This window comes from Paenibacillus thermotolerans (assembly GCF_028745515.1).
Classification (GTDB): domain Bacteria; phylum Bacillota; class Bacilli; order Paenibacillales; family YIM-B00363; genus Paenibacillus_AE; species Paenibacillus_AE thermotolerans.
The window spans coordinates 26,396-50,404 of sequence record NZ_JAQZSG010000016.1; the positions used below are offsets into that span (position 1 = coordinate 26,396).

The window sequence follows — 24,009 nt, forward strand, 5'->3', positions numbered from 1 at the left end:
CTCAAATCCCTTCCATTCCGTTTAGTTTTTCCATGACGATATATTCCTTCCCGCCCTTGACGAAAGTACAATCCGTCTCTTGCAAGCCGAATTTTCGGTAGAAATCCGCTTTTTCTTTTCTTGCGTTGCAGAAAATCCGCTTTACGCCCGCTCGTTCGGCCGCCTCCAGCACATGGTGCAGCAGCCGGCTCCCATATCCTTTCCCCTGCAAGGCTTGTACAGTTGCAAATTTTCGAAACTGAGCTTCCTCGCCATCCACGAACAGTGACACGACCGAAGCAAGCCGCTCCCCGATAAATAGCCCATAATGCGCGCCTTTGTCGTCATCCTGTAATTTTACATAATCTATATCCCGCTCCGGCCACATCACTTCGTGTCTGATTTCCCAAGCTTGTTCTTTGTCGATCGTTCTGATTTCCACAGCCTGCACCTCAATTTAAAAAACCCTGCCTTAAAAATAACGAACCGCGGGCTGAATTGCAAAGGATTCGATTTAATAGAAAGCAGATGCAAGAATCATATTTTCTGTTACAATGGAGGGAACATTTACCAAAATAAAACAAAGAGGCGAAACGATGAGCTTAATCCAAGTGGAGGCATTGACGAAAACATTCAAGCAGCCGATTAAGGATCCCGGTTTAGCCGGTGCGGTAAAGCACTTGTTCACCCAAAAATATAAAGAAAAGATCGCGGTGAACGGAATTGATCTTACGATTCATGAAGGGGAAACGGTCGCTTACGTCGGCCCGAACGGAGCCGGCAAATCAACGACCATAAAAATGCTGACTGGCGTATTGGTGCCCACCTCCGGAAAGGTGGTCGTCGACGGGCTCGTTCCGAGCGAGAAACGCATCCAGAACGCCAAGAAGATCGGCGTCGTATTCGGGCAGCGCACGCAGCTTTGGTGGGACTTGCCGCTCACCGAGTCATTCTCGCTGCTGAAAGACATATACGAGATTCCGCAGCACGTTTACAAAGAAAATATGGATCGCTTCGTCGAGCTGCTCGGCATGGAAGATTTCCTTCACTTGTCCGCCCGAAAAATATCGCTCGGCCAGCGGATGCGCGCCGATCTGGCCGCGGCGTTGCTCCATAATCCGAAGATCGTTTATTTGGACGAGCCTACGATCGGTCTCGATATTGCCGTGAAGGAACGAATCCGCACGTTTATCAAGCAATTGAACAAGGAGCAGGGTACGACCGTCATGCTGACGACCCATGATTTGGAGGACATCGAGGACATTTGCCGGCGTTTAGTCATCATCGATCAAGGACGCATCATCTACGACGGGGAATTGCAGGCGGTGAAAGATTTGTTCGCAAGGGATCGGACGATACATTTCCAGGTCGAGCATCCGATTCCGAATCTTCATAGCATTGTCGAACAGCTGCACGGGGTAAGTTTGGAGCAAGAAGAGGGGAACGCATTCTCTATTCGGTTCAACCGGTTTCAAATTTCCGCCGGCGAGGTGGCAGGGCACATCATGAAGCACGGCAGCGTCAGCGATTTTCGCATTGATGAGCCCAAGATCGAACACGTCATCCGCAAGGTGTATTCCGGCGAGCTTGAGCTCGGAAGTCCGGAGGAGAAGGGAGCATAGCGGTGATCAAGAAGAAGTACGTATCCATTGCCAAAAATACGATGCAGCACACGCTTGCCTACCGCTCCACGTACTTTATCAGCCTGCTCGGGAGCTTTATTTTCATCTTCTCGATGCTTTACTTATGGAAGGCGATTTTTTCCGGCCGGGAGCAGTTGTCGGGCTTTACTTGGGAGCAGATGAAAGTCTACTTATTGATAACATTTCTGACCAATTCTCTGATCTCATGGTATTCGGAAACGAAAATCTCCAGAAAAATTGTAAGCGGAGACGTAGTCATGGACTTATTAAAGCCGGTCGATTTCCAGAAAGCGCGCATAGCGGAAACGGTAGGCTCCAGCCTCTTGGAAGGCGGAATCGCGGCCGTCATGATCGCAGTCATTCTGTTTTTCACGCAAGGCTTCATGCTGCCGCCCTCCGCCGGTTCCGGCATTTTATTTCTCATCAGTCTGGGTGCGTCCCTGCTCATCAAATTCGGAATCATCTACTTGGCGAGCCTGACCTGCTTCTGGAGCTCGAACGGCATCGGAATCGCTTGGACGAGAGCGGCGCTCACTAATTTTTTCTCCGGAGCGCTCGTTCCGATCCCCTTCTTTCCGAACTGGCTGCAGACAATCGCTTATGGGCTGCCTTTTCAAGGGATCGTGCATATCCCTGCTTCCATATACCTCGGTAAAGTAACCGAGGCACAATTGCTCCAAAGCTTGGCGCTTCAACTGTTTTGGGTAATTGCACTTTGGACGCTGGGCATACCGATGTGGAAATGGGCGGTCCGGCAAGTGACGATTCACGGCGGATAGGGGGATGTTTCTATGAGACCGGTAAGACTCGTATACGTATATTTCCGCCTGATGAGTCAGCATTTGAAGTCGATACTCGAATATCAGGCCGATTTTCTAATTACTTTAGTCGCGGCGTTGCTTACGCAGCTGCTGGGCTTTGTGTTTTTATGGGTCGTCTATCAGCGCATCCCGGAAATCAACGGCTGGAGCTTTTGGGAGGTTGCCTTCATTTATGCGACGATCTTTTTTACCGAGGGCTTTTCCTCCTTGTTCTTTAACGGAATGTGGCACTTGGGCACGTTAGTCAACAGAGGCGGATTGGATCGGTATTTGGTAAGGCCGATGCCGGCCGCTCTACAAGTATTAACGACCGAATTCGGCATTGGCGGGGTCGGAAACTTAGTATTAGGCGGTATAATTATTTTCCAAGCGCTGCAGCATATACAAACCGAATGGACTTTATCCAAAATAGTGATTGCGGCGGTCTTGATTTTTTCGGGCATGGTCATACGGGTGAGCGTTATTTTCGCCGCATGCTGCCAAGTATTTTGGACCGGGAGCAGCAACACCTCATTTCCTCATATGGTCCATACGTTATCCGATTTTGCCAAGTACCCGATTACGATCTACAATCTCGGGGTGCAGGCGCTGGTCACCGTGATCGTTCCGTATGCGTTCATCAGCTTTTTTCCGGCGTCGTATATTATAGGCAAAGCGGATTGGGCCGTATGGGGACTGCTGTCTCCCCTTGTAGCCATATATACTGCGGCGGCTGCTTTATGGATTTTTCGAACAGGCATCCGCCGATACGAAAGCTCTGGTAATTAACGTTTGGTTCGGCGACAATTTGAGCAGGCAGGGGGGCAGGCGGTCAAGGTTGTGCAGAGGTTTGTCAGCGAGATTGACAAATTAATCCGTGTCGGCTGACTAATTTGTCAATCTCAGCGACAACCGCTTCCACTAGTCAATCAAATTGACTATTTTGTCTCTTTACGCTGACTAATTTGTCAATATGACTGACATTTCCGCGAAGCATCCGGAGTTAAGGTGATAAGGGAGCTGAAACACCCGGAAATTAATGTAAAAAAGCGTATAACGCCACAAATAGGCGCTATACGCTTTTTCGATGGTTACTCCCTCGCAGCGATATGCTCCGGCCGGGGCTGCAATCCGGAAAACGGCGCGTTCAACCGGTTCTCGACACTGTTAAATACGATAAATACGTTGCTGCGGGGAAACGGCGTAATGTTGCTGTTCGAGCCGTGCATAATGTTGCAGTCGAAAAACACGATCGACCCCGCCTTCCCGGCAGGCTGCTCAATGCCGCCGCGATTGACGAGCCACGTCAAGCTCTCTTGGTCGGGCACGCCGAATTGCTGCCGCCGCAGTGACGTTTCGTAGTTTTTCTCGGGCGTCCTCCCGACACAGGCTACATAATGCCGATGGGAGCCCGGAATTACCATCAAGGGGCCGTTAAACGGGTAATTATCGCTCAGTGCAATGGAGCAGCTAAGCGCTCTCATCCGCGGCATGCCGTCTTCGACGTGCCACGTCTCGAAATCGGAGTGCCATTGAAACTCCTTGCCCTGGAAACCCGGTTTAAAGTTAATGCGGGACTGGTGTACGTACACTTCGCTTCCTAATATTTGCTTCACCGCCGCTTGCAGCTTCGGATGCAAGGACAAGGATCGAAACACCTCGTTGTCCCGATGCACCGCAAATATGGACCGCACCTCGTCGCCTTCCGGCTCTAGAATGACCTCCGCTCTTCGCTCGCCTCTGCCGGCTTCCAGCAACCTGCCCATCTCCAATTGAAGCGTTTCAACCTCAAGCGGGGTAAAAAAGCGTTCCATAAACAAGTACCCGTTCCGGTCATAAGCTGCTATATGTTCTTTCGAAAGCGGACCGCTGTAATCATTCGGATACACGACCGGATCCAGACGATCCGATATGTGCGGTTGATCGGCTACTCTGGACGGGTAAGCATCAATCATCGTTTCGTTAAGCGTCATAACTATCGATCTCCTTCCTAGAAGCATTATGTTAACAACGGATAAACGCCCTCTCGATCATGCGTTTCTTGTCCGGTGCAAGGCGGATTAAATACACACACCACCCGGAGATCGCGTTTGACTTCCATGCGGTGCCGGTCATGCTCGTTCAGCAAATACATCGTCCCCGGCGTAATGAAGTGCCGCTCGCCTGTTTTTAAGTCCGTCAGCACGCCTTCGCCTTCAATGCAGTACACTGCTTCAATGTGATGTTTGTACCACATATCCGTCACCGTACCCGCGTACATTACCGTATCGTGGAGGGAAAATCCGACTTCGTCGTCCTTCAGAATGAGCCGGCGGCTTTCCCATGTTTCCGCCTTCACATCGCGATCGGTGCCTTGAATTGTCTCCAGATTTCTTACGATCATGATTTTCTCTCCCTTCGATTTGCCAATGCGGCCTCTACAGCCGCATCGATTCGTTCAAAGCCTTGATTCAGCCCGGTTTCGTCGATGATCAGCGGCGGAAGCAGCTTAAACACCTCGTCGCTCGGACCCGACGTTTCCATAATGAGGCCCCGCTTAAACGCTTCCCGGCATATATCCGATGCGAGCCCCTCCGGACCGCAGGCGATCCCTTGAATCAATCCCCTCCCCCGAAGCTCTCCTTGCAGCCCAGGGTATTTCGTTAATAAGTGAAATAAGAAGTGCGTGATCACATCTGCTTTGCGAAGCGTCCCCTTCTCGAACGAACCGTCCTTCCAATATTCCAAAGCGGCCGCAGCCGTAACAAAAGCCAAGTTGTTGCCTCGAAACGTGCCGTTATGCTCTCCCGGCGCCCACCGGTCATATTCGGGCTTAATCAGCGTCAGCGCCAGCGGCAAGCCGTAGCCGCCGATCGATTTGGACAGGCACACAATATCCGGATGAATTCCCGCAGGCTCGAAGCTGAAGAAAGGGCCTGTTCTGCCGCACCCGACCTGAACATCGTCGACGATAAGCAGCATGCCGAACTTTCGGCAGATCGCTTCAATTTTCCGAAGCCACTGGAACGAAGCGGTGTTTAAGCCTCCTTCGCCTTGAACCGTCTCCACGATGACGGCTGCCGGAGCTTCGACGCCGCTGCCGCCGTCTTCGATCATTCGCTCGATATAATCGGCCGTATCCGCCTCCAGCCCGAAATAGTTGTCAAACGGCATCGTAATCGTATGGTTAAGCGGAACGCCCGCACCGCTTCGCTTAAACCCGTTCCCGGTTACCGCCAAAGCTCCCAGCGTCATACCGTGGAACCCGTTCGTGAAGCTTAGGACGGTTTGTCTGCCGGTTACCTTCCTCGCGAGCTTCAACGCGCTCTCGACCGAATTCGTGCCCGTCGGCCCCGGAAACATTACCTTATAAGTAAGCTTCCTCGGCTTCAGGATTACCTTCTCGAACGCTTCGAGCAGCCGGCTCTTCGCCTCCGTCGCCATATCCAAACTATGGGTGATACCGTCCTCCGCAATATATCGGATCAGCTTCTCTTTCAATTCAGGGTTGTTATGACCGTAATTTAACGTACCGGCGCCGGCAAAAAAGTCGATATACTCTTTGCCGTTAACGTCCAGCATTTTGTAACCGCTAGCTTTGGTGAATAGGGTAGGAAAGCTTCTGCAGTAGCTTCGAACCTCGGATTCCATCCGGTCAAAAACGGATAAATAAGATTCGGCAACCGCCGTCGATTGTAAACTCATGCTCGTTTCCTCCTCTATCGATTTTTCTTATCTCATCGGGCCGATTTGAAACAGCATCTCATCCTCGTGCGCGCCTTCCGGAAACAGCTGTGACGTAAAGCATTCCGTAATCTCGCAGACCGCTTTCCGCTCCCGCGCCAAGCGGAGGAATAGCTGCTGCGACGCCGCGTTAGAAGGCGAAATCGTCGTTTCGATATATCGGATGTCGGCATGCTCCGGCCGATTCAGGACATGTTCGAGCAGCGCCCGACCCACCCCGCGCCCTCTCGCTTGCTCCTCCACCGCGATTTGCCACACGAACCAAGTATCCTTCCTTGCCGGATGGCGAAACCCGGTTACAAAACCGACCGGCTCTCCGTCGAATTCGGCGACGGCGCAAGTGTCGTGGAAATATTTGCCCAGCAACAAGTAACTGTAAGGCGAATTGACGTCAAGCTTCTCGGAATTACGGACGATTTCCCAAATTCGTCCTCCGTCCGTCTTATTAGGCTTCCTGATCGTAAGCGCCGGCTTTTCGTCCGCCATCACAGCTCGGTCCCCCGGAACCTGGATAGGAAAGTTTGCAGCCGCTCGCTTTGGGGATTGTCGAACAACAGCTTCGGAGGGCCTTGCTCGACGATGTTACCTTCGTCGAAAAATACGACCCGGTCCGCGATATCGCGGGCAAACGCCATTTCATGCGTAATGAGCAGCATGGCCATGTCCCCTTCCTTAGCGATATCGCGAATGACTCCCAATACTTCGCCTACCAGCTCCGGATCCAGCGCTGAGGTCGGCTCGTCGAACAGCATGATTTTCGGCCGCATGACCAGTGCTCTTGCAATCGCCACCCTCTGCTTCTGGCCGCCGGACAGCTGGGCCGGATAAGCGTCCACTTTATCGGCCAGCCCGACCTTACCCAGCATCTCGATCGAGCGTTCCCGCGCTTCGTGCTTCGATAATCCGAGCACCCGTACCGGGGCTTCCATACAGTTGCGCAGTATCGTCATGTGAGGAAACAGGTTGAAATGCTGAAACACCATTCCGATTTTGCCCCTCACCCGGTGAAGATGCCTTTCGCCCGCCCGGACCGGCTTGCCGCGCTTCATTTCATGCCACAGCTGTTCTCCATCCACTTCAATCGTGCCGTCCGTCGGCTCTTCCAGCGTCATGAGCAACCGCGCAATCGTCGTCTTGCCGGAGCCGCTCGGCCCGATGACCGCAACCTTCTCTCCGGGAAAAATATCGAGGTCGATCCCCTTCAGTACCTGCAAGTCCCCGAAACTTTTGTGAATATTCCGATATTTTACGATAGGCTCCGCCATTATGATTCGTTCCTGTTCCGGCTGCGAACTCATAGAGATCATAGAGCTCATGGAACTCACCTCCGGTTCAATTTTCTTTCCAATGTATGAATGAGCATGGCCGACGGGAGGCTTAACGCTAAGAAGATTACCCCGACCATCGTGACCGCTTCGATATAGCGAAAGTGAGACGATCCGTACAGCTTCGCCTGAAGGAGCATTTCAGGCAGCGCGATCGCGATTAAAAACGGAGTTTCCTTAAACATCGTAATGAGGTAATTGCCGAGCACCGGGATGACCGGCGGGACGGCCTGGGGCAACACGATCCGCGTCCACGTTTGAGCTTTCGAGAAGTTCAACGCGCGCGCCGCCTCCCATTGTCCCTTCGGAATGTTTTCGATGCCCGCCCTGTACACTTCCGACAAATAAGTGCTGTAATGTATGCCGAGCGCCGTTATTCCGGCTGCGAACGTTCCGAGCGTAATCCCCCACTCCGGCAATACGTAATAAATGAAGAAGGCTTGCACAAGCAAGGGCGTACATCGGATAAAATCAATCACGAACCCGGTCGGCTTAGTGATCCACACCAGCTTTGACCTTCTCAGCAGAGCAAACAATAATCCTACAAATAGCGCCACGAAAAATCCGACCGCCGTAGCCGCCACCGTTGTCTTGGCCCCTTCGAGCAGAAGGGGAAAAACCTCTGCGACGACATCCCATTTCCATTTTTCCGCCATCTCCGTTTACCTCCCGACCGCCGCTTTTCGTTCGTACCAACGGACCAGCAGCAGCAGCGGATAAGAAATGACGAAATACATGACCAGCAGCAGGCTGAATATCTCCACAGTACGGTAAGTCGTGTTGTTCAATACGTTCGCTTGGAACGTTATATCCGCAAGCGTAATGAGCGAAACAAGCGATGTCGATTTCAGCAGCTCGATCAGCAAATTCCCGAAGGACGGAAGCATCATCCGAAAAGCTTGAGGCAAAATGATAAGCCGCAATCGTTGAAACGGCGAGAAATTGAGCGCTACCGACGCCTCCGTCTGCCCCTTCGGCACCGCTAGGATGGAGCTTCGCACAATTTCGGAGCCGTACGCGCCGTAATTCAGCCCGATGGCAAGCATGCCCGCCAGAAAAGGAGGCATGATTTGCACATCGAGAAGGATCGGAAACGCGTAGAGAAACCAGAACATTTGGACCAGTAAAGAGGTGCCCCGGAATATTTCAACATAAACGTTGGTGGCCCACCGGAGCCAAGACCATTTGGCCATTCTGCCCAGCCCTGCAACGAATGCAATGCCGGCGGCCAGCGCCGCCGATGCGAGCAGCATTTGAACGGTAACCACCGCCCCCTTCAGCAATAACGGAAGCAGATCCAAAGGAGCAGGCATTCCTTATCCAACTCCTTTCCTCGTGATTTGCCTACTGAATCAATTCCGCAGCCGTTACATCTCCTGGGAGCTCCGTCTCGGTAAAGCCGAAGGGAGAAATAATGTCAAGCAGCTTTCCTTCATCCTTGAGCTTTTGCAGCCCTTCATTGAATGCTTGCTGGAAATCCGCATCCTCCAGCCGGAACGCGGTTGCGCCGTAACCCCAAACCTCTTTGCCGTCAATGACCGGTTGTTTGAAATCCGCTACGCGCTCGATTTTGTCGGTTTGTCCGGAATTGATAAACGCCTGCAGAGACGGCCCGGTCATCGTTACCGCATCCACCCGTTTAGAGCCGAGAGCGCTGATGACTTGCGTTTGGTCGTTGTAAATTTTGATTTGATCGTCCTTTACGCCGAGCTGCTTCATATAGTCGATTTCAATGGCGCCTACCATAACGGCAACGGTAATGCTTGCGTCGGCGGCGATATCCTCGTAGCTGTGCAGGTTTTTCGGATTTCCCGGCTGAACTCCAAGCGCTTCGCCGACGCGATACTCCGGATTGGCGAACAAAACTTCCTTCCCCCGTTCCGGATTGATAAACATCCCCGCCGTGATCGTATCGAACTGCTTCGCTTTCAGCCCCGGGATTAAGGATCCGAAATCGACGAGCTTGCCTTCCATCTGCTCGATGCCCATTTCCTTAAAGACGGCGCGGGCTACCTCCACCGCTTCTCCTGTCAGTTCGCCGTCTTCGGTTTGAAACGCATAAGGATTTTCATTCGCAAAGCCAATGACAACTTTCCCGGTCCGCTTCGCTTTTTCTAATGTCGTCTCTTCGCCGCCCCCCTTCGAATCGGACGCACCTTGCGACACATCGTTTGATGCTGTCTGGCCGCACGCGGACAGTACCAATACCGCCGCAATACTGAGTAAAACAACGATCCACTTTTTCCCTTTCATGCTTCGACTCCTTTCAACATTTTTTGATATAAGTCCAGCTTATGGAAGTAATCCGCGTAAATGTTGATTTGGACTTATAACAAAACCTTATGACTTATTTATGGTAACATACTTTTCCCGTTCGCTCACCCAGCATATCCCAGCCTCAGACCCCCTGACCCCCGCACAGCCGGACTGAGTGGGAATTATATGGGAAATGCTCCTTATTGCTTCCGTCTCCTCCCATATCCGCTCGGATCCCTAACCGGCGACCGGCTCCAAAAAAAAATAGCCGCATAAATCGCGGCTATTTCCAAGGAAACTATTTCTTCGCCCGAAACGGAAAGCTCGGCATTCCCGCAACCCCCGGTTTATGCCGAAACACACCGCCGGCAAGCGGCTGGTTGAGAAGCTCCGCATCGGGGATCCCGGTCCTCGCGGTCGTTATGTACAGCTCGTCGAGGTTCTCTCCCCCGAATACGCAAGAGGTAACTCTTGCCGCGGGCACCTCCACCTTGCAAAGCCTTTCTCCCGTCGCCGGATTCCAACGGGATACGCACCATCCGTCCCATTGAGCGACCCACAGCATGCCCTCATTGTCAGTGGTCATGCCGTCCGGCAGCCCTTCCCCTTCCGGAATGACGACGGCAGTCCGGCCGCCGCTTATTTTCCCCGTTTCCGGGTCGAAATCATACTGTACGACACGCTTGGTCGGCGAATCGATATAGTACATGCTAGTATGATCCGGGCTCCACGTAATTCCGTTGGAGCAAGTAACGCCGGCAACGATCCGCTCAACCCGCAGGCTCGTGTCAAGACAATATAACGCGCCGACTCCCGGTTCGTCGCTCATGGACATGGTGCCCGCCCAGAATCGGCCTTTCACGTCGCACTTGCCGTCGTTAAACCGGTTTCCGGGCAGCTCGGCTTCCGGATCTTCCAAGGCTTGCAGCTCCGACGTTTCCGGGTTAAACCGATAAAAGCCGTGCCGAGCCGCCAGCACCAAACATCCCTCCGTATCCGGAACGACCGCGCCGACATACTGTCCGATCTCGTACTCATCGTCGACGCCGCGTGCAGGATCGAACCGATGAATTTTCCCCGCCAAAATGTCCACCCAATACAAAACTTTATTCTCCGCATTCCAAGACGGCCCTTCGCCGAGAATCGATTTCGCATCCAAAACAAGTTCAACCGTCATGTCTAATTCCCCTCCCATTATGGTGCCATATACATTTACATATATTTCTACAAGGCTTGTCTCACACCTTCCGGGAGGACTGGATTATCCGTTCAAAACAATCTATTTCCTAACTGGACGCAGCAATAACAAAAGCATGAACCCGATCCCCGAAAATAACGCCATAACCTGGTACAAAGCCGTCCCCCCGTACACGTCGAGGAGCCGGCCGCCTAATGTAGAACCGACTACGCCGGAGATGCCGAAAAACATGACGGAGTACAGCGTTTGCCCCGTTGCTTTCCACTGCTCGGGGACGATCGAATAAAGATATTGAATGCCGCCGACATAGAAAATGACAAACGTAAAGCCTTGAAATACTTGAAGCGCAACCAGCATGTACGGATGGAACGCCATAGAGCAAAGCAAGAAGCGGACGACATAAACCGCCGCAGCTGCCGTCATAAACCGTACTTCCCGGCCCGGCTTTATCAACTTGGCGCTGAGCGCAAAAAATACCGTCTCCGCAAGCGTCATTACGAACCAAGCCAACCCCGTAAGCCGCGTGTCTCCCCCCAGACGTTGCTTCCGTACACCGGCAAATACGATAAAAAGAGAGAAAAAAGAGAAAAGTAGAAAAAGTTAAAGCTTCTTATCCGCCAAGGAATCGACATCTAATGCTCCTTCACTGATGACTTGTCTTACCTCCGATCGCTTTGAATTCACCAACTACAATACAAGTAAACCGGTTAATCATAATCGGGTTGTTCCCCACATCCTCAGCATGCCGAATCGGCTCTGCCAGTCCCTTTCTTCCGTACAGCATCCAAACAAGAGCTACTCCGATTAAAACATAAATCGCTAATTCCATCACTCGTTTCCTCCATCCGGTTCTATGAATGAATTTACATCGTGCCGCGCCTCTGTTGCCGTTAGACACATCGTACAGCAGATGGAAACGGGAAAAAGCGCAAAGATTCGACGAACATCCGCAACATTTTGCGGCTTTGACGCAATTCCTTGCGCTTGTGCGGAATTTATTTTTGTTGCAGATGCCGTCTTAGGAACGGAAGGACTGAATTCCAAAAATCGGGGTCTTTGTGCGAATTTCTATGTCCCGACGTATGCAAATATTGATGGCTGACACCAGGCAGCTGCGACACTAAATAATCCAGTTCCGTAACAGGTACATAATCATCCTTCTTCGAATGCAGCAATAGAACCGGGATCGAAGTCTGTTTCAAGATCGAAACCGGATCAAATCGTTTCACCTCTTTACGGCTGATTCCAGCTCTCCAAAACCCGATCCGTAACAAAAAATAAGCTAAAGGCAAATGCTTTAGAGAGGATCTGGACAAATAAGCCTTCATGATCGTATCGAATTGGGCAGGCATGGAGTCCGTAACCAGCGCTTTGATACGGTCCGTTTCTTTCAATGCCAATACACCGCCGAAGCCGCCGAAAGAGTGGGCGAGAACGGCGACCCGATCCGGGTCCGCTTCTTCCCTTTGCATGGCGAATCGAACGGCCGCCAACAAATCGTCCCGAAAGGACTTCACGGTTGGAGCTTTAATTGACTCGCTCTCGCCGTGACTTCGCGCGTCATACAGCAATAAAGCGTATCCTTCCTTGTATAAAGTCTCTGCATACCTAAGCATTCTCGATTTGCTTGACGCCCAGCCATGAGCGAGTATGACGACCGGTTTTTTTTCAAGATTCTCATTGTCTCGGTTAGAAATAAACCATCCCGCAATTTGCGACCCGCTGCTGGTGAAAGAAATTTTATCATAAGGGAATGCCGGCACCGCGCTCCCCTCTGTTTTTTTCGGGGATTGGCTTTTAACGGTAAGCAGCCAAAGCGCAATACAAACGGCCAAAACTACAATAAAAAGAACCGAGAAAACTATCGCGAGTGCATCCATTTTGTCTACCGCCCATCTCTTATTAATGATTATAACCGGTTCAACCGCTAAACTGCCGAAGAGCGGCCGCCGCCTCCGCCGGGTGGGAAATCGGAAACTGGTGCCCGAATTCAAACGTCGTAAGCCGCACGTGAGTGTGAGTTTGAACCGCCTGCCTGCTCCAATTGACGGGGAACGACTCGTCCTTTACCCCCCAGATCAAGTGAATCGGTACTTTAATTCCTTCAAGAAGAATTCCCGAGTAGCCGCCCGAAAGCACTTTATAGCTTTCGGCCGTCGCGTACCGGACACGGGGCGACGTCATATCGGCCAACACTCGTCCCGCATAGCCGCCGGGCATCCCGGCCGAATCATTAAAACCTTGTTTTAGCGATAACTCCGTTACTCCGAGACGAAGAAGCTTGCGGGTTAGCGCAGGATATCGGCCTATGACCGATAGCGGCCTAGGCAATCTCGGACGTTGAAGCGGCGGCTGCATCAATTGCAGTTCCAGTACTTTGTCAGGGCATATGGTTGCCGCTCGTGCCGCTAATAGAGCTCCGTAGGAGTGGCCGACAAGGCGGACCTTTCCTGGAATAGCCTTCAAAGCCATTATCACTGCTTCAATCTGCCCGGCTTCATAATCTTCACCCGATCTCGGTAAGGGAGACCTGCCGAATCCCGGCAAATCGAGCACATACACCGGGTCATCGCCGCCGAGCGCTTCAGCGAGCGGAACCATTTCGTCCGCATTGCTGAATAGGCCGTGCGCAATAACCCATGGATTCCCTCTCCCCGTACGCAGCAGACCGGCCATTCGACCAAGACGAATGCGCTCAAACCGGCGATTCCCATTCACGTTCACGCTCGAGTTCGAGATTGCGATGTTCCTTCGGGACAATCTATAGTCGAGATCCGCAATCACGGCTGGAAGAATTTCCGCCGTTTCGGTGAACGCAACCGCATCCGGGAAACGCTTCTCCGTAACGAAGTCAAGTGATTGGGGCAGAATTCCAGTAAGCCTGCCTCCCCCATGCTCCATGACCGACCGCATCATTGGGAGCGGCATTGAGAACTTGGGGCGCGGCATGCGCAGTTCATCCGCGACCATTCGGAGCAAGCGAACCATATCCGGGCCGTTGCGGTCCAAGGAGTAATAGGTGCGATTCGCGGCGTCCACACAGGTTGCCGCCTTGACGGCGGTTCTTGCCACATCGTCAACCGTAACGAGAGGGAGCCAGTGACCCGCTCCGCCTGGCGTTACACCCATGAGGCCGCGCCTCACCGCGTCAACGATAAGGCCGAATCCTCCCGTTTGTTCCGTTTCGCCCGTTTTGCCGCTGCCGATCACCGTTGCCGGATGGATGACCGTAAGCGCGAAACCGGACCGGAGGGCAGCCTGGCGAACACGCAGGTCGGCTAAGCATTTCGCCCGTTCGTAAGGTGACGCCTTAGGCAGAAATTCGCTCAAGGCTTGCTCATCCGATATAAGATCAGACCCATCATGGAAAGGACTCATGAATCCGACAAGATGGACAAATCGGGCTAGCCCGCCACGCTCATGAATCTCCTCAGCAAGCTCCAGCACATGATCCACAGCTCTGAGAATGTGCTCGTTTGCTTCCTCCTCACTGAGGTCAAGCCGCATAGGACCGCCTGCATGAATGATAATTTCTGCCTTCAACGCTTCTCGTCGATCTTCAGGGGACAGCCCTAAGCTCGGTTCCGTTAAGTCGCCCGTCAGCGCTTTGACAGGCGTGCCTACCGGCAGCCCGATCGAAGAAAGACGGTTCAAGCTCCCTTCCTTGCCGGGCCGAACGAGAGCCAACACCTCATGATTCTGCCTAACAAGCGATCGTAAAATTTCCTTCCCAACGTACCCGGTTGAACCGATAAGAAAAACACGCGCCATTAAACAGCCTTCCTTCCCGAAGTAAATATGAGGAGCGCTCCCGCTGCGACAAGCACGGAGGACATCACAACCATATACAAGGGCAAAACAAGGTATGCGATATAAAACCAGGCGAAATACAGCGAAATCGGACTGGTAGCTCTAAGAAGCTTCGTTATTTTCGACTTTCGTAGAGCGGTAGCTTCAAATAAAAGAATGGAAGGGTTGCAGATCATTCCGTAAATCAGAGGAATGAGCACATAGGCCGGGAACTCGATATTCATAGCCGCTCCCAGCAAGTAAGCGAACCCTGCGGCGAAAGCTTGCGTAAAAAAGTCCAGATGAGCCGACAACAATTTGCGGTAATTAATAAATACTTTGGTCCATTTCGCCGCCGGTCCGTATCCGTAGTGAACTGCCGCTACCGGAAGCGATACGAGCAAACCAATCAAAAAAGAAACAAGTCCCCATTGCAGCAACTGAATGTTCATTCGTTCTCCTCTTTTCCTGAAGTGCGAGTCAATCTTAATGGAAGCCTAACTTTTTGCCCGATGCCGAAGAAACCAATCGCTCTTTCCCGGCCAGAAAGCTAAATGCCAGCATGACGAATGCGGCGCCAACCGTCACGGCAAACACTTGAATAATTCCCGCGCCCAGGGAATCTTGCAAAATTTGCAGCGCTTGCTCCGAAACCAAAGGCTTGAGGGCGGAATCCATCAGCAGATTCGGGTCGGTAAGCAGACTTGTTTGCTCGGGCGAAAGATCGCCGGATTGCTCGATTATGATGCCTGCGGATTTCGTTAATTTGTAATTCACGATCACTGCCAGCAAATTGCTCCCGATCGCCATCCCGATGTTGCGGAAAAAGCTAAGAATGGACGTGACGCTCGTCGTCTGCTCGTGCTTTACCGATGTTTGCGCAAGGAGCGTAGTCGTCGGAAATAGAGGGCCCATCCCTAACCCAATGACCGCCATCGTGATAAAGAAATACATATCCGGCGTTTGAGCATCAATTTGAGTCAGCATGTAGCTGCCTATTCCGATCAAGATTACGGAGCCGATAAGCATAGTCCGCGCGGGAAACTTTTCCAGCAAATGACCGCCGGCCGCGGTGCCGACAATCATCGCCGCGATCATATGGGTTACGATCATTCCGACATTCGTCACCGAACCCCCTAGAACCCCTTGGATGTAGAACGGAATATAGGTCATGACCGCAATCATGATCAAGCCTTGAAAAAATCCGATTCCGGTGGAGGAAACCACTTTTCGATTAAAAAGCTGAAAATCGATGATCGGCTCCGTTGCCTTTCTTTCCATTCGCACAAACAGATAGGAAAAGATAATGCTTAAAGCGAACAAGCCTACGATTTGCCAAGATCCCCAGGCGAAATTTTTGCCGCCCATCACTAAACCGAGCATAAGCGGAGCGATCGCGAAAGCGAGAAGAACGGCTCCTGCGTAATCGACGGACCCTTTCCTTCTCTCCTTCGTCTCCGCATAAAACACCATTACAAGAATCAAAGCCGCAATTCCGAGAGGCACGTTCATCCAAAAAATCCAGTGCCATGACCAATGCTCCGTTACGAGCGCCCCAATGATCGGCCCGAGCAAGAGCGATAAGCCGTTCACCGCCGCGAACGCCGCCTGCATCTTCCCCTGCTGCTCCGGTTTGACCAGATCGAAGATCAAGCTGAACGCAATCGGCATTAACGGTGCGGCGCCGAGGCCTTGCAACGCCCGGCAAGCGATCAGCTGCCCCATCGTTTCCGCATTGGCGGAAAGCGCGGACGCTGCAATAAACGTCAAAAATCCGATGATGAGAAACGGCTTTTTCCCGTATTGGTCCGCCAGTTTGCCGAACACCGGGATAAAGATGGTGGAAGTAAGCAAATAAACCGAAAATACCCAAGGAAAAATGTCCATTCCTCCCAGATCGGCAACAACCGACGGAATGGCCGTAGCCATGACGGTGTGGTCCAGATTTTCTAAAAACACACCGATAAGCAGTGCAATTAGCACCATAATTTTGTTACCAGCCTTCATTGTGGTTTCCTCCTATTATTGTTATCCATTACAACATTGGCAACCAGACATTTGTTGTAATAACCAAACCATTGTATTAATACAAATATAATCGATATTTTCCCTTTGTCAATACTCATCGCAATACAATTATTGCAATCATACATTTGTTTTGTTTATACTACGGGTAGTTTCCTGAAAAGAGGCGATCATCGTGAATCCTGCCGCATTTGCCGAATTGGCCAACGAAATCATTAAAATGTCCGGTCTGCTCGGATCGGACAAATCTTTTATTGAGGGACTTACTCCGAAACAAGTCCATATTTTGATGGAAATCGGTTCAAAGACATTCAGACACGGGGATTTAGCGGGTATTCTCGGTGTCGACCCTTCCACTTTAACGAGAACGCTGGATCCGCTGGTGAGAGCGAATTTAATCGACAGACAAACAAATCCCGAAAACCGAAGAGAAGTGTTAATCCGGCTTTCCGGTCACGGTTTGGAGGTTCTTGAGGAGGTCAGGAACAAGATGAGCCGGCTATTGGCCCAAATACTGGAGCAAATTCCGGAGGGTCAACAACAGCAGGTGGAATCCGGCATCGGGATTTTATTAACCGCCATTAAAAACTTTAACATGGCCAGGTAAAAAAAGAAGCGGAAAACGCCGCGTCAGGCGCCATCCGCTTCTTTCACCTCGTCGTTGTGACTCCGGTGATATCGACTTCGAAAGTAGCCGGCCGACCCGAAAGATGGGCAGCCTAAATCACAGCGATCCGTGATCCGATAATACATGCGCTTTCGCCCTTCGGCTTCCTCCCAATATGACTCCACCCATTGTTCCGACTCCATGCCGTAAACAATTCTAAACCATACGAATCTTATACCCCCTTAAAGGGTCCGGCGGCTACGAATCATAGTAATACGCGAAGCTTTGCTGGACAAATATCACAATAGAAGGGACAAGTGGTATGAAAAAAATGGTTGTTAGCGCGTTTTTGTCGGGATTATTGATTACGGCGGCAGGCGCAGCTCCGGTATTGGCGGACGATAGCGAAAACACGAACCAAACGATCGAAGCGACGGCAGCAGCCGGTACGGACTCACAAATCGAGCAGAAAACGCCTGCGCTCATTCCCGGAAATTTCTTTTACTTTATTAAGACGGTCGTAGAAAATATTCAACTAGCTTTGACCTTTAACGATGTGGATAAGGCACTGCTCCTAGCCGAGCACGCTCAAGAAAGAATTTTGGAAGCGAATGCGCTCATCGCCGAAGGCAAATCCGATCTTGCCGCCGAAACGCTGCAAAAAGCGCTTGAGAACCAACAGAAGGCTCTGCAACAGGCAAATCAAACGGAAACGCTGACGAGCAATGAAGATGCGCTTGACGCTTACTTGCCCGCCGCGTCATCAGACGATGTAGCGGACGAAGAAGACGCAGACGAGGACTTGGATGCAGACGAAGATGCGGATCATGATGCATACGTTGACGAAGACGAAGACAAGGACGAGGACGAGCATGAGGATGAGGATGCCGATTCGAAAGTGAGGGAGCAATTCTCCGGTAAGCTTAAGCAAAACATTGCATCCTTAATATTGGCGATGAATAAAGTAAAAAATCCTACGGCTAAAGCGGCGCTTGCCAAAAATATCGAAAAAAGCTTCGGAAAAATGGTAACGAAGTCGGCGAAGTTTGCGGCTGTTGAAGAGGTCGAGATCGACGATCCATTGCAACAACTGTCCGTAGAAGCTGACGAACAAACCGATGTGCAAACCGATGTGCAGACCGAAGCGGCTGCTGCGGCTGCTGCGGTCATAATGGCTGCGGGTCAATCAGCAAAGACGCAAATCGTGGCAAACACAGAAGTCGAGCCGGAAACCAAATCCATTAAGCTTGAAAAGAAGCTTGAAAAGAAAAAAGAAAAAGCGGAAAAACAGCACGGAAAACCTGAAAAGTCCGAAAAGCACAACAACGGTCGCAAAAACGGCCACAATAAATAATTGAAAACGCAATTTCGGGGCGGCTCCGTATCATACAAACGGGGTCGCTTTTTTATTAGAAAGACTTACTCCATATCAAAACAGCTCTATCAACTTCATCAACGTAGCCGATATCGTCAGATAAATTCCAAAATAAAATCTTATCGGTTTCGTCATTTTCTATGAAGGGGGCTATGTAATCCAAGACAGCAAAGTATACTGGATTATATTTTATCGCTCCATTCGGCTTCCTAACCTTAAGTAAGCCTTTAAAATCCATATCATGAACAATCTGCGCTGTTTCCTCAAAAAGCTCCCGCATGGCGCATTCTTTAGAGGTTTCGCCTTCTTCTTTTACCCCAGCAGGTACTTCCCATTCGTAACATATTAGTTCATCTTCATGCAAAGTAATGAATTCTAATAACTCATAGCCATCTTTATTGGTGGCAATCATTAATACTCCCCCCCCCCCCACTACGATTACTTATATTGAGACGCTTTTGCTTTGAAAGTCCAGCAGCCTTGTTCTTACATCATTTTTTGAGATGAACACCGCATTTCCATCTTGGTCAATGCAGTATGCGATTGGTATCGATACATCACTGCCCCTGAACGATCCGTCTGCGTGACTCGTACCGACGATCATTGTTCTATAATTGATTGCTACCTTGCTCGCTTCATTGATCCATTCCTCGAATTGCTCTTCACTCAACATTCCGACGCCGATTGGATGCACAATCAAGTCTATATGGTCGGCATCTTCACTCTTCACACCTTGTTCAACCAATTCATCACAAAGAATGTGTCCTATCCTCAATCCCTTTACAGATGCAAAAGTTGTCCGGCCATACTTAACCCTGTCCAATACGATTTCGCCTAAGTCGTTAATAATAATGGCTCTATCCTTAGGGCTTTCGCTGAACTTTCTGTGTCCTCCGATTAATACCTTGTTATATTTCCTTGCTAAAGTACAAGCTTTTTCCACATTTTCATTCAAATAACCTTCCGGAAAGATTACAGCGTCAGCGGAAGGATGATTTTTAAGCTCGCGTTCAAGTTGTTCAATATTCTTTTCAAGTTTTGGTTGGATGATGAGAAATTTCATACGAACCCCCCGGCATTATTGAACCCATTTTACTTTCGACAGGGAGGAATATATTTCCTGTTTTTTCGCCCGAAATTTCAGCGGATTTCTAATAAACGCCAAAAGCGATGGATCGACTCCATCGCTTCGCTATTGTTCTCCGTTAAATGAATTACAATTTAATGGCCATAATCCTCAGCCGTTTGTAGTCTATATACCAGGCGCCATCTTTGAATAATTCACTACGAGTTTCCTCTTCAATTTTATGAATTACGTTATTTTTTTCTTCAGCAGAAAATCCTTTAAAGAAATCGTCGGCAAATCCCGTTAACCATAAATGTAACCCCTCTTCACCGTTTGGCATCTTTGTCGGTCTTTCGAAATGAACGGCATACGTAACCCGAAAACCTTGTTGCTCTAACAGTGTGCTGTACTGAGCGATGCTGGGGAAGTACCAAGGATTTAGCGTTGAAGCGTCGATTCCATACTCTTTACCAAGCACTTGGCTGGTTGCCCTAATTACGTTCTCTACGTTCCCTTGACCACCAAATTCAGCAACAAACCTTCCGCCTGTTTTTAAGGCATCCCATATACACTTAATTACCCGTTCAGGCTTTTTCATCCAATGCAAGGCAGCGTTTGAGAATACGGCGTCTATTTGTTCATCAAGTTTGAAACTCTCGGCGTCGCCTACGAAAAAGTTAATCTCAGGATATTTTTCCTTAGCGGAATTAATCATCTGAGTGGATAAATCCATACCGACGACTGTTGCACCTGTCTTCGAAATCTCATTCGCTAAATCCCCTGTACCACAACCCAAATCTAAAATTTTCTCTCCGATCTTAGGGTTCAAAAGTTCGACTACACCTTTACCGAGTTCAGACACATAATCCAGTTTCTTATCGTAGAGATCGGTTTGCCAAACATGAATTGAATTCACGACATCATCCCCCAGTAGTTGGTAAATCAATTGTCGCACAAACCGCTTTATATTTTAAATATATAAAACCTATCGTCTTTATAGTTATTAGATATTTGTGAGAAACTTATTATTTTGACAACAGACTCTTACATAAAATAATATTTTTACAAGTAACTTTTTTATACTTTACAAACTATTTGCACTTAAATTTCAAACATAAACTAAGGAGTGAATTGAATGGGTATTTCAAGCACGAATACATCCCCCGAAAGTATGGAATGTACTATCGAAAAAGCCTTAAATATCATTGGCGGAAAATGGTCCTTCTTAGTCCTTCGCGAACTATTTTGTGGTACAAAAAGATTCGGAGAACTGAAGAGTTGTATTCATGGGATCAGTCCGAAAGCTTTGACCGATACACTCCGCCATTTAGAGAAGAACGGTATTATAATCCGTACGGCCTATTCAACGATTCCGCCAACCGTCGAATATACTCTCACCGAAAAAGGTAACTCCATACACACAATTATTCATGAAATGAAAGTTTGGGGAAAACATTGGGCATAGAAGTTTTTTGTCAAATACAAAAAAGCCGATGCATGTGGAAGCACGGCTTTTTCTCTTTTTCGACTGATATATTTTAAGTTTTCGGAGCTTCTACGGCTTGGTGCAAGCGAAACTTGGCCTCTTCATAAACATCGGCCGGTAGTTGGCCCTTGTTCGCAATTTTCAGGTTTTCGGCGAGATGCTCCGGATTTTTCGTGCCGACGATCGTCGTCGACATATGTGGGTGGCTTAGCGTAAAGCGGAGCAAGAACGCCGTGCGGCTTTCGCCTTCCTCGAGCAGATCGTCCAGCTTCGCTTTCTCCCATATTGCCCATCGATCCGCATTCCCAAGTCCTACTCCCGGTTCGCCACGCCCTACTCCTCCGCGAATGATAGTGCCTGCACCGGCTTGAGAGGACGCAGTAATGATGTTTTCATGAGCCCTTTCCAATGCCGAGTACGGAATTTGGAAACAATCAAACACTCCGGACTCAATATATTTTTCAATATGAGGAAGTGTTGAGGAAATGCCGATCCAGCGAACCTTCCCTGATGCCTGGATTTCCTTCAGCACTTCCACCAAATTACCTTCTTTCGTCTGCTCTACCGATGGGTTATGAAGCTGCAACAAATCCACGTAATCCGTCTTCATTCTCCGCAAGCTGGTTTCAATGTTATGCAGAAGGTTCTCTCTTGTCCACACGTGCGGCGTCTCGTCATGATCTCCCGCGTTTACTACCGTGCATCCGCATTTAGTAGCCAGAAAATACTCATTGCGGCGGTGGCTGATAAACTTCCCGATATACTCCTCACTTAGACCGTAATCGTATGCGGTATCAATGAAGTTAATACCGGCATCCAAGACGGCGTTCAAAATTCGTTCGGCTTCATCATCGGTTACCGATCGGCCACTCCAAATTCTTGGACCTCTTATTTCCATTGCCCCAAACCCTAAACGTGTCACTTCCAATCCGGTACGTCCCAACACTGCTTTTTGCACGGATGATTCCTCCTTTTCACGATTATATTAGGGGTGAAACTTCATCTATGAAATTAACGTCTTCTTCCGAAAGCAGAGGGCGTACGGAGGCCGCCGCGTTTTGCTCGGCCTGCGCCGGTGTTTTAGCGCCTGGAATGGCAACGGATACCGCAGGATGGTTTAGGACATAGCGCAGTGCAGCTTGGCCAAGTGTACGGTGTTCATTCTCCAGAAGACGAAGGCGTTCCGCTTTTTCTAGGCTGTCTTTGTACCATTGCTCGTTCGGCCAGTTTTTTCGGATATCTCCTTCAGGGAATGTTGTTTCTTCCGTAAATTTTCCTGTAAGAATGCCCATTCTGAGCGGCCCCCGTACTACAACGCCGATTCCGTTCTCCTGAAGATACGGAAGAACTTCCTTTTCGGTCGAACGGTTTAGAATGCTGTAGTCCAGTTGAACAACATCAAGACAGCCTTCTCTATTAAAGTGCTTGATATACTCAAAGTTTTCCGTAGATACTCCTGTCAATCTTACCTTCCCGTCCCGCTTCAGGATTTCGAAAGCCCGCATGAACGCTTCGGTTTCTTCGTGCTTATCCCACCAAAGATGACAAAAGTAAACGTCTATGTAATCGGTTTCGAGTCGGCGCAGGCTGTTTTCAAACGCGTCGATAACTTTTTCCGGACGGTCATAGACCGGCTCGCGCTTCGGATCCCGATGATGCCCCATCAACCCGCCTTTGGTGGAAAGAATCACGTTGTCCCGTCTGCCTTTCATTACTTTGGCGACAAGCGCCTCGCTGCGGCCGGAACCGTACACATCGGCCGTATCGATGAAGTTAATTCCCAGTTCAAGGGCTCTTTCCATAGCATTGATCGAGTTATCATCCTGAACGGGCCCCCATGCGTCTCCGCCGATGGCCCATGCTCCGAAACCAATCTCGGAAACCTCGATTTCGGATTTTCCAAGCTTGCGATAATTCATTCGGCGACCTCTCCTTATTCATAGATTACCTAGACTAATTTACTGGTCTGATACAATAATATTGCCAAGATAATCGATTGAGAAGTACGCACTTTTTCTTAAGTCAGTTACCTTGAAGTTACTATTAAACTTGCCTTGAGTAATCGTTAAGCCCCTGCATCCACTAATAATCTTACAATCGCACCGAACCGGCGAGCTTTGGCATGCTCCAGCGGTGTTACCCCGTTCTTATCCGGAATCGTCACGTTAGCCCCATGCTCGATCAGCAATCGGATAACCTGCTGCTGCCTCTCTCCTCCGTTATTCAATACGATCGCTTCCATCAGCGCCGTCCATCCTAAATTGTTAACGTGATTCACGTCTATTTCCGTTCGAGTAAGCAGTTCTTTAACGACTTCAACATAGCCGTGCTCCGATGCAAGAATAAGCGCGGTGCCGCCATAACGATTCGTAATCGTCGGGTCTGCGCCGGCATCGATCAACAGCTTTACAATTTCGAGAAACCCCTCAGCACCGGCATACAAGAACGGGTTATCCAGTATGTTATCTTGCAAGTGAATATCGGCCCCCGCCTCAATCAATGCTTTGACAGTCTCCGCTTTATTGCCGTGCGTAGCCGCTAGAATCGGCGTACGTCCCCGCGCATCTCTTGTATTTATGTCCGCCCCATCATTGATCAATTGCAAAACCTTATCGGTATTCCCGCTCTCCGCAGCCTGAATTAACGACCGGTTCAATGATTCCACACCCTTTTCCGATAATTTAATGTAAGACTGACAGCCCATCAGCATCAAAATGATCGTAATTAAAGCCACATA

27 protein-coding genes and 1 pseudogene are annotated in these 24,009 nt (G+C 50.0%); 6 read left to right on the top strand and 22 right to left on the bottom strand.

Translation table 11 applies throughout. The features are described from left to right. Position 1 precedes the first annotated feature (1 nt). On the bottom strand, positions 2-367 hold the full coding sequence (locus PT964_RS14430; RefSeq protein WP_425262734.1) for a GNAT family N-acetyltransferase: 366 nt from the start codon (positions 365-367) through the stop codon (positions 2-4). A gap of 208 nt (positions 368-575) precedes the next feature. On the opposite strand from PT964_RS14430, the gene PT964_RS14435 reads away from it, so the two are divergent. Genes PT964_RS14435 through PT964_RS14445 form a run of 3 tightly spaced genes read left to right on the top strand, consistent with a single transcriptional unit; the run spans position 576 to position 3,211 of the window. Further along, positions 576-1,601, top strand: a complete 1,026-nt coding sequence (locus PT964_RS14435) for an ABC transporter ATP-binding protein (protein ID WP_274364067.1) — start codon at positions 576-578, stop codon at positions 1,599-1,601. Between the two features lie 2 nt (positions 1,602-1,603). Continuing rightward, positions 1,604-2,401, top strand: a complete 798-nt coding sequence (locus tag PT964_RS14440; RefSeq protein WP_274364068.1) for an ABC transporter permease — start codon at positions 1,604-1,606, stop codon at positions 2,399-2,401. Positions 2,402-2,413: 12 nt separating this feature from the next. Beyond that, positions 2,414-3,211 carry an ABC transporter permease gene (locus tag PT964_RS14445; RefSeq protein WP_274364069.1) on the top strand — a complete coding sequence of 266 codons (798 nt, stop codon included), beginning with the start codon at positions 2,414-2,416 and terminating at the stop codon, positions 3,209-3,211. A 302-nt stretch (positions 3,212-3,513) separates the two neighbouring features. Here the strand turns inward: PT964_RS14445 and thpD are convergent, their stop codons facing one another. The 15 genes and pseudogenes from thpD to PT964_RS14520 all read right to left on the bottom strand — a co-directional run bounded on the left by thpD (position 3,514) and on the right by PT964_RS14520 (position 16,720). After that, on the bottom strand, positions 3,514-4,395 hold the full coding sequence (gene thpD, locus PT964_RS14450; protein WP_274364070.1) for an ectoine hydroxylase: 882 nt from the start codon (positions 4,393-4,395) through the stop codon (positions 3,514-3,516). 26 nt (positions 4,396-4,421) lie between these two features. Then, on the bottom strand, positions 4,422-4,805 hold the full coding sequence (locus PT964_RS14455) for an ectoine synthase (protein WP_274364071.1): 384 nt from the start codon (positions 4,803-4,805) through the stop codon (positions 4,422-4,424). Then, positions 4,802-6,106, bottom strand: coding sequence for a diaminobutyrate--2-oxoglutarate transaminase (ectB, locus tag PT964_RS14460; protein ID WP_274364072.1), 1,305 nt, complete (start codon positions 6,104-6,106; stop codon positions 4,802-4,804). The genes PT964_RS14455 and ectB overlap by 4 nt, the downstream gene beginning before the upstream one ends. A gap of 27 nt (positions 6,107-6,133) precedes the next feature. After that, positions 6,134-6,631, bottom strand: coding sequence for a diaminobutyrate acetyltransferase (ectA, locus tag PT964_RS14465; RefSeq protein ID WP_274364140.1), 498 nt, complete (start codon positions 6,629-6,631; stop codon positions 6,134-6,136). Next, positions 6,631-7,461, bottom strand: a complete 831-nt coding sequence (gene ehuA, locus PT964_RS14470) for an ectoine/hydroxyectoine ABC transporter ATP-binding protein EhuA (RefSeq protein WP_274364073.1) — start codon at positions 7,459-7,461, stop codon at positions 6,631-6,633. The genes ectA and ehuA overlap by 1 nt, the downstream gene beginning before the upstream one ends. Positions 7,462-7,466: 5 nt before the next feature. Then, the gene (gene ehuD / locus PT964_RS14475) at positions 7,467-8,126 is read right to left on the bottom strand and encodes an ectoine/hydroxyectoine ABC transporter permease subunit EhuD (RefSeq protein ID WP_274364074.1); all 660 of its coding nucleotides are present in this window, start codon (positions 8,124-8,126) and stop codon (positions 7,467-7,469) included. Positions 8,127-8,132: 6 nt separating this feature from the next. Then, positions 8,133-8,783 (bottom strand): ectoine/hydroxyectoine ABC transporter permease subunit EhuC, encoded by a 651-nt coding sequence (gene ehuC / locus PT964_RS14480; protein WP_274364075.1) that lies wholly within the window; start codon positions 8,781-8,783, stop codon positions 8,133-8,135. 31 nt (positions 8,784-8,814) lie between these two features. Next, positions 8,815-9,723 (bottom strand): ectoine/hydroxyectoine ABC transporter substrate-binding protein EhuB, encoded by a 909-nt coding sequence (ehuB, locus tag PT964_RS14485; RefSeq protein ID WP_274364076.1) that lies wholly within the window; start codon positions 9,721-9,723, stop codon positions 8,815-8,817. 301 nt (positions 9,724-10,024) lie between these two features. Further along, positions 10,025-10,903 carry an SMP-30/gluconolactonase/LRE family protein gene (locus PT964_RS14490; protein WP_274364077.1) on the bottom strand — a complete coding sequence of 293 codons (879 nt, stop codon included), beginning with the start codon at positions 10,901-10,903 and terminating at the stop codon, positions 10,025-10,027. A 102-nt stretch (positions 10,904-11,005) separates the two neighbouring features. Beyond that, a pseudogene (locus tag PT964_RS14495) lies at positions 11,006-11,509 on the bottom strand (MFS transporter); the annotation flags it as partial. A 58-nt stretch (positions 11,510-11,567) separates the two neighbouring features. After that, the gene (locus tag PT964_RS14500) at positions 11,568-11,753 is read right to left on the bottom strand and encodes a hypothetical protein (protein WP_274364078.1); all 186 of its coding nucleotides are present in this window, start codon (positions 11,751-11,753) and stop codon (positions 11,568-11,570) included. 166 nt (positions 11,754-11,919) lie between these two features. Next, positions 11,920-12,804 carry an alpha/beta hydrolase gene (locus tag PT964_RS14505; protein WP_274364079.1) on the bottom strand — a complete coding sequence of 295 codons (885 nt, stop codon included), beginning with the start codon at positions 12,802-12,804 and terminating at the stop codon, positions 11,920-11,922. A 40-nt stretch (positions 12,805-12,844) separates the two neighbouring features. After that, the gene (locus PT964_RS14510; RefSeq protein ID WP_274364080.1) at positions 12,845-14,695 is read right to left on the bottom strand and encodes an alpha/beta fold hydrolase; all 1,851 of its coding nucleotides are present in this window, start codon (positions 14,693-14,695) and stop codon (positions 12,845-12,847) included. Beyond that, the gene (locus PT964_RS14515; RefSeq protein WP_274364081.1) at positions 14,695-15,165 is read right to left on the bottom strand and encodes a hypothetical protein; all 471 of its coding nucleotides are present in this window, start codon (positions 15,163-15,165) and stop codon (positions 14,695-14,697) included. The genes PT964_RS14510 and PT964_RS14515 overlap by 1 nt, the downstream gene beginning before the upstream one ends. A gap of 34 nt (positions 15,166-15,199) precedes the next feature. Then, a complete protein-coding gene (locus PT964_RS14520; RefSeq protein ID WP_274364082.1) occupies positions 15,200-16,720 on the bottom strand; it encodes an MFS transporter in 1,521 nt (506 codons plus the stop codon). Between the two features lie 193 nt (positions 16,721-16,913). On the opposite strand from PT964_RS14520, the gene PT964_RS14525 reads away from it, so the two are divergent. After that, on the top strand, positions 16,914-17,345 hold the full coding sequence (locus PT964_RS14525; protein ID WP_274364083.1) for a MarR family winged helix-turn-helix transcriptional regulator: 432 nt from the start codon (positions 16,914-16,916) through the stop codon (positions 17,343-17,345). 322 nt (positions 17,346-17,667) lie between these two features. After that, on the top strand, positions 17,668-18,699 hold the full coding sequence (locus PT964_RS14535) for a DUF5667 domain-containing protein (protein ID WP_274364085.1): 1,032 nt from the start codon (positions 17,668-17,670) through the stop codon (positions 18,697-18,699). A 55-nt stretch (positions 18,700-18,754) separates the two neighbouring features. On the opposite strand, the gene PT964_RS14540 is transcribed toward PT964_RS14535, so the two are convergent. The 3 genes from PT964_RS14540 to PT964_RS14550 all read right to left on the bottom strand — a co-directional run bounded on the left by PT964_RS14540 (position 18,755) and on the right by PT964_RS14550 (position 20,702). After that, positions 18,755-19,132, bottom strand: coding sequence for an NUDIX domain-containing protein (locus tag PT964_RS14540; protein WP_274364086.1), 378 nt, complete (start codon positions 19,130-19,132; stop codon positions 18,755-18,757). Between the two features lie 30 nt (positions 19,133-19,162). Further along, complete coding sequence (locus PT964_RS14545; protein ID WP_274364087.1) at positions 19,163-19,783, bottom strand: carbon-nitrogen hydrolase family protein; 621 nt, start codon at positions 19,781-19,783, stop codon at positions 19,163-19,165. A 151-nt stretch (positions 19,784-19,934) separates the two neighbouring features. Then, entirely contained in the window at positions 19,935-20,702 is a 768-nt protein-coding gene (locus PT964_RS14550) for a class I SAM-dependent methyltransferase (RefSeq protein WP_274364088.1), read from the bottom strand. A 219-nt stretch (positions 20,703-20,921) separates the two neighbouring features. Between PT964_RS14550 and PT964_RS14555 the strand changes: the two genes are divergently transcribed. After that, on the top strand, positions 20,922-21,251 hold the full coding sequence (locus PT964_RS14555; protein ID WP_274364089.1) for a winged helix-turn-helix transcriptional regulator: 330 nt from the start codon (positions 20,922-20,924) through the stop codon (positions 21,249-21,251). Positions 21,252-21,324: 73 nt separating this feature from the next. Here PT964_RS14555 and PT964_RS14560 read toward each other — a convergent pair whose 3' ends face one another. The 3 genes from PT964_RS14560 to PT964_RS14570 all read right to left on the bottom strand — a co-directional run bounded on the left by PT964_RS14560 (position 21,325) and on the right by PT964_RS14570 (position 23,982). Next, positions 21,325-22,230, bottom strand: coding sequence for an aldo/keto reductase (locus PT964_RS14560; protein ID WP_274364090.1), 906 nt, complete (start codon positions 22,228-22,230; stop codon positions 21,325-21,327). Between the two features lie 22 nt (positions 22,231-22,252). Next, the gene (locus tag PT964_RS14565; protein ID WP_274364091.1) at positions 22,253-23,191 is read right to left on the bottom strand and encodes an aldo/keto reductase; all 939 of its coding nucleotides are present in this window, start codon (positions 23,189-23,191) and stop codon (positions 22,253-22,255) included. 146 nt (positions 23,192-23,337) lie between these two features. After that, positions 23,338-23,982 carry an ankyrin repeat domain-containing protein gene (locus PT964_RS14570; protein ID WP_425262735.1) on the bottom strand — a complete coding sequence of 215 codons (645 nt, stop codon included), beginning with the start codon at positions 23,980-23,982 and terminating at the stop codon, positions 23,338-23,340. Positions 23,983-24,009: the final 27 nt, after the last annotated feature.